18 protein-coding genes are annotated in these 14,839 nt (G+C 56.9%); 9 read left to right on the top strand and 9 right to left on the bottom strand.

What is annotated here, in order from left to right:
- Positions 1-9 precede the first annotated feature (9 nt).
- Positions 10-639 carry an ATP-dependent Clp protease proteolytic subunit gene (locus FHW16_RS00100; protein WP_091883799.1) on the bottom strand — a complete coding sequence of 210 codons (630 nt, stop codon included), beginning with the start codon at positions 637-639 and terminating at the stop codon, positions 10-12.
- A gap of 146 nt (positions 640-785) precedes the next feature.
- Complete coding sequence (locus tag FHW16_RS00105) at positions 786-1,889, bottom strand: NAD(P)/FAD-dependent oxidoreductase (protein ID WP_182547155.1); 1,104 nt, start codon at positions 1,887-1,889, stop codon at positions 786-788.
- A 40-nt stretch (positions 1,890-1,929) separates the two neighbouring features.
- On the opposite strand from FHW16_RS00105, the gene FHW16_RS00110 reads away from it, so the two are divergent.
- Both FHW16_RS00110 and FHW16_RS00115 read left to right on the top strand, forming a co-directional pair.
- Positions 1,930-2,265, top strand: a complete 336-nt coding sequence (locus FHW16_RS00110; protein WP_182547156.1) for a barstar family protein — start codon at positions 1,930-1,932, stop codon at positions 2,263-2,265.
- 26 nt (positions 2,266-2,291) lie between these two features.
- Complete coding sequence (locus tag FHW16_RS00115; protein WP_182547157.1) at positions 2,292-3,542, top strand: cytochrome P450; 1,251 nt, start codon at positions 2,292-2,294, stop codon at positions 3,540-3,542.
- A 198-nt stretch (positions 3,543-3,740) separates the two neighbouring features.
- On the opposite strand, the gene FHW16_RS00120 is transcribed toward FHW16_RS00115, so the two are convergent.
- The 5 genes from FHW16_RS00120 to FHW16_RS00140 all read right to left on the bottom strand — a co-directional run bounded on the left by FHW16_RS00120 (position 3,741) and on the right by FHW16_RS00140 (position 7,359).
- Entirely contained in the window at positions 3,741-4,091 is a 351-nt protein-coding gene (locus FHW16_RS00120) for a cupin domain-containing protein (protein WP_182547158.1), read from the bottom strand.
- 4 nt (positions 4,092-4,095) lie between these two features.
- Positions 4,096-5,382 carry an O-acetylhomoserine aminocarboxypropyltransferase gene (locus FHW16_RS00125; protein ID WP_182547159.1) on the bottom strand — a complete coding sequence of 429 codons (1,287 nt, stop codon included), beginning with the start codon at positions 5,380-5,382 and terminating at the stop codon, positions 4,096-4,098.
- Between the two features lie 62 nt (positions 5,383-5,444).
- Positions 5,445-5,969: a CoA-binding protein gene (locus tag FHW16_RS00130; protein WP_182547160.1), complete on the bottom strand. Its 525-nt coding sequence runs from the start codon at positions 5,967-5,969 to the stop codon at positions 5,445-5,447.
- Positions 5,970-5,973: 4 nt separating this feature from the next.
- Positions 5,974-6,789, bottom strand: a complete 816-nt coding sequence (locus FHW16_RS00135; protein ID WP_182547161.1) for an enoyl-CoA hydratase — start codon at positions 6,787-6,789, stop codon at positions 5,974-5,976.
- A gap of 33 nt (positions 6,790-6,822) precedes the next feature.
- Positions 6,823-7,359 carry a hypothetical protein gene (locus tag FHW16_RS00140; protein WP_182547162.1) on the bottom strand — a complete coding sequence of 179 codons (537 nt, stop codon included), beginning with the start codon at positions 7,357-7,359 and terminating at the stop codon, positions 6,823-6,825.
- An 89-nt stretch (positions 7,360-7,448) separates the two neighbouring features.
- Between FHW16_RS00140 and FHW16_RS00145 the strand changes: the two genes are divergently transcribed.
- The 6 genes from FHW16_RS00145 (at position 7,449) to FHW16_RS00170 (ending at position 12,036) form a co-directional block, all read left to right on the top strand.
- Positions 7,449-7,865: a PaaI family thioesterase gene (locus tag FHW16_RS00145; protein WP_182547163.1), complete on the top strand. Its 417-nt coding sequence runs from the start codon at positions 7,449-7,451 to the stop codon at positions 7,863-7,865.
- A 281-nt stretch (positions 7,866-8,146) separates the two neighbouring features.
- Positions 8,147-8,611: a 50S ribosomal protein L13 gene (gene rplM / locus FHW16_RS00150; RefSeq protein ID WP_182547164.1), complete on the top strand. Its 465-nt coding sequence runs from the start codon at positions 8,147-8,149 to the stop codon at positions 8,609-8,611.
- A 2-nt stretch (positions 8,612-8,613) separates the two neighbouring features.
- The gene (gene rpsI, locus FHW16_RS00155; RefSeq protein WP_182547165.1) at positions 8,614-9,090 is read left to right on the top strand and encodes a 30S ribosomal protein S9; all 477 of its coding nucleotides are present in this window, start codon (positions 8,614-8,616) and stop codon (positions 9,088-9,090) included.
- 126 nt (positions 9,091-9,216) lie between these two features.
- A complete protein-coding gene (speB, locus tag FHW16_RS00160) occupies positions 9,217-10,167 on the top strand; it encodes an agmatinase (protein ID WP_182547166.1) in 951 nt (316 codons plus the stop codon).
- Positions 10,168-10,253: 86 nt separating this feature from the next.
- Positions 10,254-11,189: an N-acetyl-gamma-glutamyl-phosphate reductase gene (gene argC, locus FHW16_RS00165; RefSeq protein ID WP_182547167.1), complete on the top strand. Its 936-nt coding sequence runs from the start codon at positions 10,254-10,256 to the stop codon at positions 11,187-11,189.
- Positions 11,182-12,036: an aminoglycoside phosphotransferase family protein gene (locus FHW16_RS00170; RefSeq protein WP_182547168.1), complete on the top strand. Its 855-nt coding sequence runs from the start codon at positions 11,182-11,184 to the stop codon at positions 12,034-12,036. Before argC ends, FHW16_RS00170 begins: the two co-directional genes overlap by 8 nt.
- On the opposite strand, the gene arsK is transcribed toward FHW16_RS00170, so the two are convergent.
- Together arsK and FHW16_RS00180 are read right to left on the bottom strand one after the other, a co-directional pair.
- On the bottom strand, positions 12,025-13,242 hold the full coding sequence (gene arsK, locus FHW16_RS00175) for an arsenite efflux MFS transporter ArsK (protein ID WP_182547169.1): 1,218 nt from the start codon (positions 13,240-13,242) through the stop codon (positions 12,025-12,027). The genes FHW16_RS00170 and arsK overlap by 12 nt on opposite strands.
- A 96-nt stretch (positions 13,243-13,338) precedes the next feature.
- Positions 13,339-14,436, bottom strand: a complete 1,098-nt coding sequence (locus tag FHW16_RS00180) for a COX15/CtaA family protein (RefSeq protein WP_182547170.1) — start codon at positions 14,434-14,436, stop codon at positions 13,339-13,341.
- Between the two features lie 186 nt (positions 14,437-14,622).
- On the opposite strand from FHW16_RS00180, the gene FHW16_RS00185 reads away from it, so the two are divergent.
- Positions 14,623-14,838: a DUF2842 domain-containing protein gene (locus tag FHW16_RS00185; RefSeq protein ID WP_182547171.1), complete on the top strand. Its 216-nt coding sequence runs from the start codon at positions 14,623-14,625 to the stop codon at positions 14,836-14,838.
- The last annotated feature ends 1 nt before the right edge of the window (position 14,839 follow it).

The raw sequence follows: 14,839 nt of genomic DNA on the forward strand, positions 1-14,839 counted from the left end.
TTTAGCCGGTTACTTTGCATCCCCTTCGATGATCGCACGGGATTCCAGCACCTTGTCGATAAGACCGAACTCAAGTGATTCCTGTGCCGTCATGAAGTGATCGCGGTCGAGAGTCTTCTCGATCGTCTCGTAGTCGCGGCCCGTATGCTTGACGTAAATCTCGTTGAGGCGGCGCTTCATTTTGATGATGTCCTGGGCATGGCGTTCGATATCCGAAGCCTGACCCTGGAAACCGCCGGAAGGCTGGTGCAGCATGATGCGGGCGTTCGGCAGAACGAAACGCATGTCCTTTTCACCGGCCGTCAGCAGCAGCGAACCCATCGATGCCGCCTGACCGAAGCAAAGAGTCGAGACGGCAGGACGGATGAACTGCATGGTGTCGTAGATCGCCATGCCTGACGTGACGACGCCGCCAGGCGAATTGATGTAGAGGTTGATTTCTTTCTTCGGATTTTCCGATTCAAGGAACAGAAGCTGGGCGCAGATCAGCGTCGCCATGCCGTCCTCGATGGGTCCGGTAATGAAAATGATGCGTTCTTTCAGCAGGCGCGAGAAAATATCATAGGCCCGCTCGCCCCGGTTGGTCTGCTCGACGACCATGGGTACGAGGTTCATTGCTGTTTCGATTGGATCTCTCATCGGTGGGCCTCAGCGTTTTGGAGAACAAGGGGTTTGAACGCCCCCAAGATTCGTGGATTACACTTTCGATACATAGGGTGTTGCCACCCTGTTCCGCAAGATGTTCTGCCGTCATCCGGTAACGAGCGCAAGCGCAGAACAGCTTTTTAGGCGGCTTCTGCCCGCAACCAGCGTTTCAGCAAGGGTACATCGCCCGTTCCCAGCGTCTGGGCGACACGCCGGCCGACCGCCGCACCGAACTTGTATCCATGTCCGGAGCAGGCTGAAACAACCAGACATTTGCCCTCTTCCGTAGCGAAAAAACGTTCATCCGCGGTGAATGTATAGGCGCATGTCACGACGCTGGTGACCTTGTATTCATCAAGCCGCTTCATCGGCGGAGCGAACAGATCACGGATTGCCTCGCCCTCGCCCGCCTCGGCAACACGACCGGCATCGGCGTCAGCTGATTTGCGCTTGTGCAGACCGGAGCCAAATTTCAGGCCGCCCCCACCGCTTGCCGGAATAATATAGCCATCCGTGCGCCCGCCCACATCGAGCACGACGGGAGAGTTGTTCCACGCTGCCTGCAAATCCGCGGGCGGTTCGAGATAGACCACCGCCGTCCGGTAGGTGGTGAGCGAAGTGACCAGATCGGGAAACAGTTTTGTCACCCACGCGCCTGATGTAACGACCACCCTGTCAGCGGTAATGACGCTGCCATCTGCCAGCGTCACAGCGCCTGCAGCACTGTCGACAGCAGTAACCTTCGTGTTTTCGAGAAGGGTGGCGCCATGAGCACGCAGCCAGCGGGCAATATCCACAGCAATCTTCCTGCAATGCAGCGCTCCGCCCTCGGGCGAAAAGAACGCATAGCGGAATGTGCCTTCTTCCAGATAACCAAAGCGCTTTATCGCCTCTGCGGGTTCATAGAGCTCCAGCGGATAATCGCCGTGCTCGAGCCCTTGGCGGTATTCTTCTGCTTCATCGCCCGCTTCGCGTGATATGCAGATGAAGCCGCGCGGATCGAGATGGCTCGTTCCCATATCCTGCCACAGCTCATCCCATGCCGCGTAGGCCTCCGAAATCGCATCGGCATAACCACCGGCTGCACCATAGGCACGCCGGATGATACGATGGTGATCGCCGGAGGCAGCCAGCGGGTTGGGGATTGGTCCCTGCTCGATCAGCGTCACGGCATGACCGGCCTTGGTCAGCGACCAGGCACTGGACAGCCCGGCGATTCCTGCCCCGACAATGGTGATTTTCATGATTGGGTCCTGCTATGACTTCTGTAGGAGGGAGATTCGCATGCAATATGAGACCATTCGCATCGATTGCTCAAACATTTTCGATGAAGACAGTTTTCACCGTGTGTTTGCCGCCATGTTTGGCTTCCCCCCCTTTTACGGCGCCAACATGGACGCCTGGATCGATTGCATGACATCGCTGGATGAACTTGATCACGGGATGACGACCATCAATGTCGAAAAAGGCGGTATGGTAGTGTTGCAGCTGGATGCAGTTGAACAGATGCGCGACCGTTGCCGCCGTGCCTATGAAGATCTTCTGGAGTGCTCCGCTTTTGTGAACTGGCGGCGCATGGAAACTGGTCGCCAGCCTATTCTCTGTCTTTCTTTCGCCTGACCCACGGTCCAACGGTATATTTCATCATGAATCCAGCTAAGCCCTCCTCATTCAAGTTCGATCCCGCCAATCGCCATCTGCGGCTTGATCCGCACGACCAGCTTTTCGTGCAGAACCCTTACGGTACCTATGCCGCGCTGCATGCGCAGACATCGGCGTTCTTCTGGGAGGAATACGGCTTCTGGTGTTTCATCGGCTATGACAGCGTCAACAAACTGCTGCGTGACCGCCGCTTCGGCCGGGAAAACCGCCATGGCATCGCCGATTCCCAAGGCAATACGGGTGATCGCGCACATCTGAAAGACTTCGACCATGTCGAAAAGTTTTCCATGCTGGAGCTTGAACCACCCACCCACACACGGCTGCGCACCCTGGTCAACCGGGCTTTCGTTTCCCGGCAGGTGGAGCGCCTGCGCCCACGCATCGAGACTCTGGCGCACGATCTGATCGATCGGTTCGAGGCAAAGGGTGAAGCCGATCTCATCGCCGATTTCGCTACACCCATTCCTGTGACAGTAATTGCGGAAATGCTTGGCGTGCCAACGGAAGCGGCACCGCGGCTTCTCGACTGGTCGCACCGCATGGTTGCGATGTACATGCATGGCCGCAACCGCCAGTCGGAGGACAGCGCCAATGCCGCCGCTGTCGAATTCTCCGGTTTTCTTAGGGACTACGCCGGACGTCGGCGCAGCGAACCGGCCGACGATCTTCTCAGCCTGCTGCTGGCTGCCGAAGCTGACGGTTCGAAACTATCCGAAGACGAACTGATCACCACGGCGATCCTGCTGCTCAATGCCGGACACGAAGCCACGGTGCACCAAACCGGCAATGCGGTTAAAACCATTCTGGAAAGTGATCGCAATGCCAACGACCTGTTTCGCGATGCGGATTCAACGGCGCAGACCGTCGAGGAATGCCTGCGTTTCGACGCTCCGCTGCATATGTTCACGCGCTATGCCTATGAGGAGATCGACCTCGGCGACGGCATTGCGGTGAAGCCCGGCGACCAGATCGGTCTCATGCTCGGCGCAGGCAACCGCGATCCCAAGGCTTTTGTTGACGCCGGCAACTTTGTGCCGGGCCGGACGGACCAGAAAAACCTCTCCTTTGGCGCGGGCATCCATTTCTGCATCGGCGCACCATTGGCGCGGCTGGAGTTGCAGGTCTCGTTGAAGGTGCTGTTCGACCGGCTGCCGGGGTTGCATTTCAAGGAAGCTCCGCGCTTCAAGGATACCTATCATTTCCATGGACTGGAGCGGTTGGCGGTGGAGTGGTGAGGTGTTTTGCAAAAGCACTGTACGTGGTTCGCCCTTCGACAAGCTCAGGAAGCTCAGCATGAGGGAGAGCGAGGATTGCAGGGTGTTTTATTCTGCAAAATTGCTGGTTGGCTTTGCAATCAAACCAATTCCCTCATGGTGAGCTTCCTGAGCTTGTCGAAGGGCGAACCACGTACAAGGGTTATGCAAGCAGTCACCTCACAACCGGATCACATATTCCTTGCGCGTGGTCTCAATGACTTCCCATGTGCCGCGAAAGCCCGGACGCAGTACAAAGCTGTCACCTGCTTCCAGACGTTGCTCCTTGCCACCCTCTTCGGTGACAATCGAGCGGCCCGAGAGGATGTGGCAGAACTCCCATTCGTCATAGACGATGCGCCATTTGCCCGGCGTTGCCTCCCATATTCCTGCGTAAAGGCCACCCTCAGCCTCATCGCAGTTCCATGTTCGGAATTGCGGATCGCCCGAGATAACCCGGTCTGCCGCCGGTGCGCCGTGTTCGGGATCAATGCTGCCGAAATCGATGGTGACAAAATGCGATGATGTCATGGGTTTACCCTGCCTTCGTCAATGCCTGATCAAGATCGGAGATCAGATCTTCGACAGTCTCGATCCCAATGGACAGCCGCACGACGTCCGGCCCCGCGCCAGCGGCAACCTTTTGCGCGTCGCTCAACTGCCGGTGCGTGGTCGACGCGGGATGGATGATCAGGGATTTGGTGTCACCGATATTGGCCAGATGCGAAAACAGTTGCAGGTGCTCGACCAGCTTGACACCAGCCTCATAGCCACCCTTCAACCCGAAGGTGAAAACGGCTCCGGCGCCGCGCGGCGCGTATTTCTGCTGCAGGGCATGATAGGGATCATTCGGCAGTCCGGCATAGCTGACCCAGGCAACCTTTTCATGACCTGAAAGCCATGTTGCCACCGCAAGCGCATTATCAGCGTGGCGCTGCATGCGCAGCGGCAAGGTCTCGATACCCGTAAGTATCTGAAAGGCATTGAATGGCGACAGTGCGGGGCCAAGATCCCTCAACCCAAGCACACGGCAGGCGATGGCAAAGGCGAAATTGCCAAAGGTTTCATGCAGCACAATGCCGTTATATTCGCTGCGCGGTTCGGACAGCAGCGGATAGTTGCCTGATTTCGACCAGTCGAACGTGCCGCAATCGACAATCACCCCGCCCATGGAATTGCCGTGGCCACCGAGAAACTTGGTCATCGAATGAACAATGATATCGGCGCCATGCTCGATCGGCCGGATCAGGTAAGGCGATGCCAGCGTATTATCGACGATCAGCGGCAGCCCATGCTTGTGAGCGATGGTGGCAATCGCCTCGATATCCGTGACGATGCCGCCGGGATTGGCGAAGCTCTCGATGAAGATCGCGCGGGTCCGGTCGTCGATCTGCGATTCGAACGAGGCGAGATCATCGGGCTCAGCCCAGCGTACATGCCAGTCGAAGGATTTGAACGATTGGCCGAACTGATTGATCGAACCGCCATAGAGTTTTTTGGAGGCGACGAAATTGTCACCCGGCTGCATGAGCGTGTGAAACACCAAAAACTGGGCCGCATGGCCGGATGCGACGGCCAGCGCAGCGGTTCCGCCTTCGAGCGCGGCCACACGCTCTTCAAGCACAGCATTGGTCGGGTTGGTGATGCGGGTGTAGATATTCCCGAAGGCCTTCAGGCCAAACAGCGAAGCGGCATGGTCGGCATCGTCGAAAACAAAAGCTGTCGTCTGGTAAATCGGTGTGGCGCGCGCGCCTGTTGCCGGATCAGGCTGGGCGCCCGCATGCACGGCAAGAGTTTCAATTCCGGGTGCGCGATGCGCCATGGTTCAACTCCCTGTCATTCCTGATTTGGCACAGGCTATGGGATCACGGCTTTGCCGCCAACCTATTTTGGTGATCTCAGACCAAAACTTTGAAAGCCCTGACGCATCTGCGGTTTCTTCGCTGACAGGATACGCGAATTGACGCCGCTCCAGCCTATTTCTCCACAGAGCCGCGCATACTCGATCTTCGGGCAGCGATTCATCACCACCTGAATGCCTGCCGCTTCCGCCTTGCGCGCCGCTTCATCGTGGCGGACAGTCAACTGGGTCCAGATGACTTTGGGCAGCGGTTTCAATGCCAATACTTCATCGACAATCGCGGGCACTGCATCGGACGCGCGGAACACATCGACCATATCGATGGTTTCAGGGATATCGGCAAGGCGCGCATAAACCGTCTGGCCAAGGATCGCCTTGCCCGCCTGCCCCGGATTTACTGGTATAACCCGATATCCTTTGTCGATCAGATATTTCATCACGAAGAAGCTCGGCCGCACCTCATTGGCCGAGGCGCCGACCATGGCGATGGTTTTGACGGATGAAAGAATGCCCCTGATGTAATCATCCGGATAATGATCGTGATCCATGGGATTATTCACCCTTCCATTCCGGCTTGCGCTTTTCGATGAAGGCGTTGATGCCTTCTTCCGCATCGCGTGCCAGCATGTTTTCCACCATTACCTGGGCCGTATAGGCATAGGCCTCGGAAAGCCCCATTTCCGCTTGCCGGTAAAAGGCTTCCTTGCCTATCTTAACGGTCAAAGTTGATTTCTCGGCAATGGCTTGGGCGTATTTCCTGACAATCGGATTCAGGTACTCCTCCGGAACAACGCGGTTGACCAGACCGAACTCCCGTGCGGTCGATGCATCGATAACCTCGCCGGTCAGAAGCATCTCCATGGCCTGCTTGCGCGAGACATTGCGCGACAGGGCAACCATCGGTGTCGAGCAGAAAAGGCCGATATGGACGCCGGGTGTGCAGAATGTCGCCTTGTCCGAGCAGATCGCCAGATCGCAGGAGGCCACAAGCTGGCAGCCCGCAGCAGTCGCAAGCCCGCCGACGGCGGCAATCACCGGCCTTGGATGGTGCACGATCGCCTGCATCAGTTCGGCACAGAGTTGCATCGTCTCTTCGAAGAATGCCCGGCCGCGATCGGCATCCTGCCGATGTGCGGTCAGTTCTTTCAGATCGTGACCCGCCGAAAACAGTTTCTGTGCGGAATCGATGATGATCACGCGCACGGCCTTGTCGTCCCGTGCCGCAAGCAGATGATCCAGCAGCAATTGCATCAGCGCGATCGACAGCGCGTTGGCAGGCGGATTCTGCAAAGTCAGGCGCAAAACACCCGAGATGAGTTCATACCCGACGATTGGTTCTTCCTTGCGGATAATGTGAACTTCTCCCATGTCACTCCTTATTTGTATGCGCTGACACCTCGGTCAGAGGTTTGTCCATTGCTTATAAAGTGGTTTGATAGAGCTTAAATGCTTTTTGACAATGGCCATGTTTTCTGCGGATGGCCGTGCCTTTTCAACCGTTTCCAATCCGGTTTTCAGACCATCAATCATGTCGGCCTTCTGCTTGTCGGACAGGTTAGGCGTGGACGGAATGGCGGCAATCGCCTTTTCCACCTCCTCGCGCGGATCGGGATTGGTGAGCCAATGATAGGTCACCATGATTGTTCGAGTGGTTTCGCCCCAATCGTTGAAGTCCTTGAAGCCATATTCGGCCGCCTTCTTGTCCAGCCGCGCCGTTGCTTCGGGTGTGGCGGTATTGCCTGCAGCCTCTTCTTTCATCTGCGCGCCTACCGGCGCAAAACTGTAGAGAAAGCGCTTGATGATATCCTGGCTCAGCACCACTGGCCGGACCGGCAGGCTGAAGGGTTCGATCTGCGGCGCGGTCTGTGCAAAGGACGGCGTTACAGGCGCGGCCGCAAGAATAGCGATGAAAAAGAGCGTGGATCGGAGCAGCGTCATAACTGGCTTCCTTGCAAAGAAGACACGGATAGCTAGGAATATCAGCGAATGCCATGAGAGAACAGATGGAGTGTACCGTGGGGACTGCAATGGACGTAAAAGCGTTAACGGCTTTTCTCGAGAGTGAGTTTCCACAGGTCAATGCCGACGGTGTTGCCTACACGGTGACGGGAGCCGGCCCCGGCTATGCCACGATGCGGCTTGATCCGGGCGACCGGCATTTGCGCCCCGGCGGTACCGTATCGGGTCCGACACTGTTCGCCCTTGCCGATATTGCCGCCTATGTAGCCATCCTGGCGCAAATCGGCCCGGTGGCGCTGGCAGTGACGACCAATCTCAATATCAACTTCCTGCGCAAGCCGGAACTCGGTCCCATCGACGCCACGGCAAAGGTACTCAAGCTGGGAAAGCGGCTCGCGGTGATGGATATCTCGCTCACCAATGGCCAAGACGATGAACTGGTGGCCCACGCCACGGCGACTTATTCGATTCCACCGCGCAGCTAGAGCTGTAAGCGGACTAAAAATCCCGCGAAACGCCGCAAATCCGGGCGAGAAATATGTGGTAATATAATACCTTTTTCTTAAGCTATTGTTTTACAAAGAGTATTTGTCAAAAATGCGAAAAACATCCACTTGACGCGATCCCGTTGGGCCGGTATTGAACCCCTCGACTGCGGTAGGTTCTTCCTGCCGCATTTAACTGTTGCGTGAATGGCTACCATTGACGCAACGCAAGCAACAAGAAAAGCCTTCCTATGTGAAGGATGATCTCAAGGACGAACACAATGGCTACCTTCTCTCAGAAGCCAGCAGATGTGACGAAAAAGTGGATCCTGATTGACGCCGAAGGTCTCGTCGTCGGCCGTCTCGCTTCCATCGTCGCCAACATCCTGCGCGGCAAGCACAAAGCAACCTTCACCCCTCACGTTGACGATGGCGACAATGTCATCATCATCAATGCGGAAAAGGTTGCACTCACCGGTAAGAAGTTTACCGACAAGGTTTACTACTGGCACACCGGCCACCCAGGTGGCATCAAGGAACGTACTGCCCGTCAGCTGCTCGAAGGCCGTTTCCCGGAACGCGTCGTTGAAAAGGCTATCGAGCGCATGGTTCCCCGTGGTCCGCTCGGCCGTCGCCAGATGAAGAACCTCCGCGTATACGCAGGTTCCAATCACCCACATGAAGCTCAGGCCCCAGAAGTCCTCGACGTTGGCGCGCTGAATTCCAAGAACAAAAGGAGCGCATAAGAATGGCTGAGCTCAATTCGCTCGCAGATCTCGGTACTGCCGCCGCATCGACGCAGGCAGCTGCACCGGTTCATGTCCAGAAGCTCGACGCCAATGGCCGTGCCTATGCAACAGGCAAGCGTAAGGATGCGGTTGCCCGCGTCTGGATCAAGCCAGGTTCCGGCAAGATCATCGTCAACGAAAAGGAATACGGCAAGTATTTCGCCCGTCCGGTTCTGCAGATGATCCTGCAGCAGCCAATCGTTGCCGCTAACCGCGCTGGCCAGTACGACATCATCGCTACCGTTGCCGGTGGTGGTCTGTCCGGTCAGGCCGGTGCCGTTCGTCACGGCATTTCCAAGGCCCTCACCTACTTCGAACCTGCCCTGCGCGGTGTTCTGAAGAAGGGTGGTTTCCTCACACGCGACAGCCGTGTTGTTGAACGTAAGAAGTACGGCAAGGCGAAGGCCCGTCGTTCCTTCCAGTTCTCGAAGCGCTAATACAGCGTTTCAATTGGACAGAACAAAAAGCGGGCCCTCGGGTCCGCTTTTTTGTTGCCAATAAATGCGTTTGCGGTAGCTTCGCCGCCAAGCTGAAGATGCAAGATCCCCGGAGTTAGAAATCCAATGCCATCGAAGACAATCGATCACGCCTTCACCGCACGGACACTGACGAGCGCTGCGACCGATCCCACGCACGCGGGAGCGCTGTCCTTCATGCGCCGGCGCTACACCAAAAATCTGAACGGTGCGGAAGTGGTTGTCTGGGGCATTCCCTTCGATGCCGCGGTTTCCAACCGGCCGGGTGCACGGTTCGGTCCGCAAGCCATCCGGCGCGCATCGGCCATTTTCGACAATGACCCGCAATATCCTTTCCAGCGCGATCTGTTTGAAGATCTCGCGGTGATTGATTACGGCGATTGCCTGCTCGACTACGGCAATCACCAGAAAACACCTGCCACCATTGAGCGCGAAGCCGCCAAGATCATCAAATCTGGCGCTTTCCTGCTTTCGATGGGCGGCGACCATTTCGTCACGTGGCCCATTCTGAAGGCGCATGCAGCGAAGCACGGCCCGGTGGCGCTGGTGCAGTTCGATGCACATCAGGACACATGGTATGATGACGGCAAGCGCATCGATCACGGCTCCTTCGTCGGCCGGGCCGCACGCGATGGCGTCATCGATCCCTCGCATTCCATTCAGGTGGGTATTCGTACCCACGCGCCGGATGACTGCGGCTTGCAGATCGTCTACGGCTATGAGGTGGAGGAAATGTCGGCTGCGGAGATTGCCAAGGCGATCATCAAGCGTACCGCGGGCAAGCCCGTCTATCTCACCTTCGACATTGATTGCCTCGACCCGGCCTTTGCCCCGGGAACCGGTACGCCCGTTGCGGGCGGCCCTTCCTCGGCCAAAATCCTTTCAGTCCTGCGGCATTTGACCGAACTCAACATCGTCGGTGCCGATGTGGTGGAAGTTGCGCCCGCTTATGACCACGCGGATGTCACGGCCATCGCGGGTGCCACAATAGCGATGTACTACCTTGGTATTCTGGCTGAGAAAAAAGCCAAGCGATGAAGCTTACATTTTGATTCAGGGTTCTTACATATCGAATCCGGTTTTCTCGCTAACTCACTGAATACCAAGCTTCAAAGGCATCTCCCATGAAACCGAAAATCTTTATCGACGGCGAACACGGCACCACAGGACTGCAGATCCGGACACGGCTTGCCGGCCGTCATGATCTGGACGTCCTCTCCATTCCCGAAGCCGAGCGGCGCAACAAGGACATGCGCGCCGATTTCCTGAAAGGTGCCGACGTGGCAATTCTGTGCCTGCCGGACGATGCGTCAAAGGAAGCTGTTGCCATCCTTGAAGGCCATAATTCCACGCGGATCATCGACACGTCCACAGCACACCGGATTCATCCGGATTGGGCCTATGGTTTTGCTGAACTTGACAGTGCCCAGCGGCAGAAAATTGCCGATGCACGGCTGGTGGCCAATCCCGGCTGCTATCCGACTGGCGCGATTTCGCTGGTCCGGCCGCTGCGCGATGCAGGCATTCTTCCCGGCGATTACCCGATCACCGTCAACGCGGTTTCCGGTTATACCGGCGGCGGCAAGCAGATGATCGCCCAGATGGAAGATCCGGCCAATCCGGACCATATCAGCGCCAACAACTTCCTTTATGGCTTGCCGCTCAAGCACAAGCACGTGCCGGAACTGCAGACGCACGGTCATCTCGACCGGCGTCCCATTTTCAGCCCAAGCGTCGGCCGCTTTGCCCAAGGCATGATCGTACAGGTGCCTGTGTTCACCGGCGATCTCAACGGCAATGCCTCGATGGAATCCATCCATGCGGCCCTGCAGGCGCATTATCACGGCCAGAACATCGTGCAGGTGGTGCCGCTGGCGGAAAGCGCATCACTGGCGAGGATTGATGCGGAAGAGCTGCGCGACACTGATATCATGAAGCTGTTCGTGCTCGGCAGCGACGGTCAGGGGCAGGTCAATCTGGTGGCGCTTCTCGACAATCTCGGCAAAGGCGCTTCGGGCGCGGCCGTACAAAATCTGGACCTCATGCTGAAAAATGGCTGATAGCATACACGAGACCTTTCCTGCCGAATGGCAGATATCCTCTCCTGAATTGTTTGTTGAAACCCATACCAGCCGCATCATCATGGTGCGGCTGGCCGACGGCACACCTGCCGTCATCAAGGCACTCAACGAAACCGGCATGCGGGAAGAGTTGCGCGGCGTGCATTATCTCGACTGGCACGACGGCAATGGCTCAATCCGGGTGCTGGCCGAAAAAGGCAATCTGCTGCTGCTTGAACATGCCGGCAACCGCACTCTGCTTGACCATCTTAACGAGCATGGCGACGATGCGGCTACAGCGATTGCTGTCGATGTCCTGTTGAAATTGCTGGCCAACAATGGCCAGAGCAAATCCTTCGCACCTGATCTGCGGCCATTGCGCGAACAGTATGCCAGCCTGTTCAAGAAAGCGGAAATTGACCGGAACAACGGCGATGCCAGCATCTTTGTCGAAGCAGCGGGGATAGCCGACACGCTGCTCAGCAACCCCGTCGACGTTCAGCCCCTGCATGGCGATGTCCATCACGAAAACATTCTTCTGGGTGATCGGGGCTGGCTTGTCATCGATCCGCAGGGGCTTTTGGGCGATCCGATGTACGATGCCGCCAACATGTTCTACAACCCACTGGAACGGCAGGATCTGCGCGCCAGCGACCAGCGCGTTGCCACTATGGCCCTCACCTTCTCCCGCGCCTTCAATCGCGATATCAGAACCATCCTCGGCTATGCCATGTCCCACGCGGCTTTATCGGCCTCATGGCATACGGAGGACGAGAATTTTGAGGAAGCCGAACTCAGTCTCGGCGTGGCGCGCGCAGTGCAACGCGTAATGGCCTCACTGGGTTGAACGTCTGACAAGACTGGCGACCGTCAGGAACGTCAGGACACCGAGAACGCCGACCATGGCGGCAACGGACAGCGCCAGCTTGGGTCCAAGCTTTTCCATGATGAAGGCGAAAATGAACGGCGCGGACGATGACACGATCAGTCGCGCCGAGGTGATCTTGCCCAGAATCTCGCCATAGCCGTGATGGCCGAACAGCGCCAGCGGCAGGGTTCCCTGCACAATGCTATTGAGGCCGGATCCCATGCCGAAGAGCATAGCGAACATCACGGCACCCACCACAAGCGGCACAGGCAGTGGCACGATCAGCATCAGGAACGACAGGGGGATCAAGGCTGTCGACAGCACCGCAATGGCCATGGCCGATAGTTTGTTGCCGAAAACCATGTTCACCAGGCGCGCCGCGAACTGCGATGGCCCGAAAATAGCACCGACCAGCACGGCCGACGTGCCCACGCCCACAGCGGCCAGAACAGGCACCAGATGCACGAGCATGGCCGACAGCGAAAAGCTCGCCAGCGAAAATCCGGCCATGATGAGCAGCAAGGCAGAACGCCTGCTTTCGAGCGGCAATTGCCCGCTGACACCCCTGACGGCCTCGTCGGCATTCTCGTCTTCACGCAGTTTTGGTGAGCGGCGCGTCATTTGTGACAACCAGAAATGGATCGGAAAACAGATGAAAACCTGCAATCCTGCATAGAACAGATAAATCTCCCGCCAGGTGAAAACCGTCAACAAATGCGTCGCCAGCGGCCAGAACAATGTCGAGGAAAAACCTGCTATGAGCGTTAGATAGGTAATCCGGCGCGATGCGGTTTGCGGGTCGATCTGGACAAGCACCGCAAAGGCGGTGTTGTAGAGAATGAACGGTGTCGCCATACCTGTGGTCACGAGTGCCGGAGCGAACCAGATCCACTTTTGCGACAGAACACAGAGAATGAGCGACAGGGCTGCGGCCAGCGAGCCAAATGTCATCACCCGTCCGGCTCCGAACCGGTCAGCCCAGCGGCCGGACCATGGCGAGATGATACCGCCGACCAGCAGCGTCCCGGAGAATGCGGCAAACAGCCATTGGCGTGACTGACCGAACTCCTGCGCCATGGCGGGTTCAAGTATGCTGAAGCTGTAATAAAGCGTGCCGTAGCTGACGATCTGCGTAACACCCAGACCCGTAACGGCGGCCAGTGAGCGTCTTGCGCTAAGAATCATGATGTTTGCTTTCGATACGGCGGGAGAGCTTCGTGAACGACAGCCAACGAAACTCTCCAATCACTACACCGAGTCTTGAAGCAAATATAGTTGCTCCTATCGGGCCGCAGCTATTTCCGTTTCGAGGGGATAGGCTCCCTTGGTTGCACGCCAATGGGCAACGGCAAAACCGAGAATGACAATGGCGAAACCCTGATGCAGCAGGCCAAGGCTCATCGGTACCTGCATCAGCAGAGTCGTGATGCCAATCGCCGCCTGCAAGAGGATAAGTACAACGAGGAATATGGCGCGTCGGGCATGAGTCGAGCCAGGCACGCGGCGAACAGTCGAGATCGCCTGCCAAAGCGCTGCAAGCAGCACAAAATAGGCAAAACAGCGATGCATGAACTGAACGGTCTTCGGATTCTCGAACAAATTGTGCCAGATCGGCTGGATCGGGAACATGTCACCGGGAATGATCGAACCATCCATCAACGGCCACGTATTGTACGAAAGACCGGCATCGAGCCCCGCCACCAATGCGCCGAGATAAATCTGGATGAAGACGAACACGACAAACCACCCGGCAAGACGCTGGGTACTTCGATCCGCAGACCGCTCCGAATAGACCGCAAGACCCCGTGCTACGTACATCACAGCAGCAAAAATAATGCAGGCGAGCGTCAGATGGGTCGCCAGCCTGTACTGGCTGACATCGACACGGCCACTGAGGCCCGACGCCACCATCCACCAGCCGACAGCACCCTGCAGACCGCCAAGTGCCAGAATGCCGATCATTCGAGGCTTCAAAACGCGCTCAAGACGGCCGGTGAACCAGAAAAAGGCAAGCGGGATGGCGACGAGGAAACCGACACCACGTGCCAGAAAACGATGCGACCATTCCCACCAGAAGATGCGCTGGAATTCGCCAAGGCTCATGCCTTTATTGAGCTGCTCATACTGTGGAATTTGCTTATATTTCTCGAACTCTTCGATCCATTGATCATGGTTCAATGGCGGGATGATTCCATGGATCGGCTTCCATTCGGTGATTGAAAGTCCTGAGCCGGTCATGCGTGTTGCGCCGCCGACCAACACAATCGTGGCAAGCACAAGCAGTACGAGGTAGAGCCACACGCGGATCAGTCTGCGGTTACGCGCTTCGCGATCTCCAGCGGAGGACACAGCGCCTTCGGACATTGTGTGGGCGGCCATTCAAAACACTCCTGTAACTGGCCGGATAGGTGCAGCATCTGCGCGGGGATGACAAGCCGGGTTTACGCGACAAGCCGTCGCGTTTTTAACGGCGAAAGGGCTTTTTTACTTTTCGCGTGCGGCTTAACCAGTTAGAACCCTCACGCGCATGGCGCAGACGAATAAATACCAGGATTGGAATGCTTCATGCCCGTAAGGCTCAAGAAACTCATCGGAACCGTCCTGCTGGTCGCTCTGGTTTGTGTCTACGCCATTGTCGCCACGATTTTCGCCGTGGCGCTGCTTGCCAATGCGAGCCCATGGATACACCTGATTTATTTTCTTGGAACGGGCCTGCTTTGGGTCATCCCTGCGATGTTCATCATCAGCTGGATGGAAAAAGTACCCAAGAAAAAAGCCTGAT

It is taken from the genome of Phyllobacterium myrsinacearum (genome assembly GCF_014138285.1).
Taxonomy (GTDB): Bacteria; Pseudomonadota; Alphaproteobacteria; order Rhizobiales; family Rhizobiaceae; genus Phyllobacterium; species Phyllobacterium myrsinacearum_A.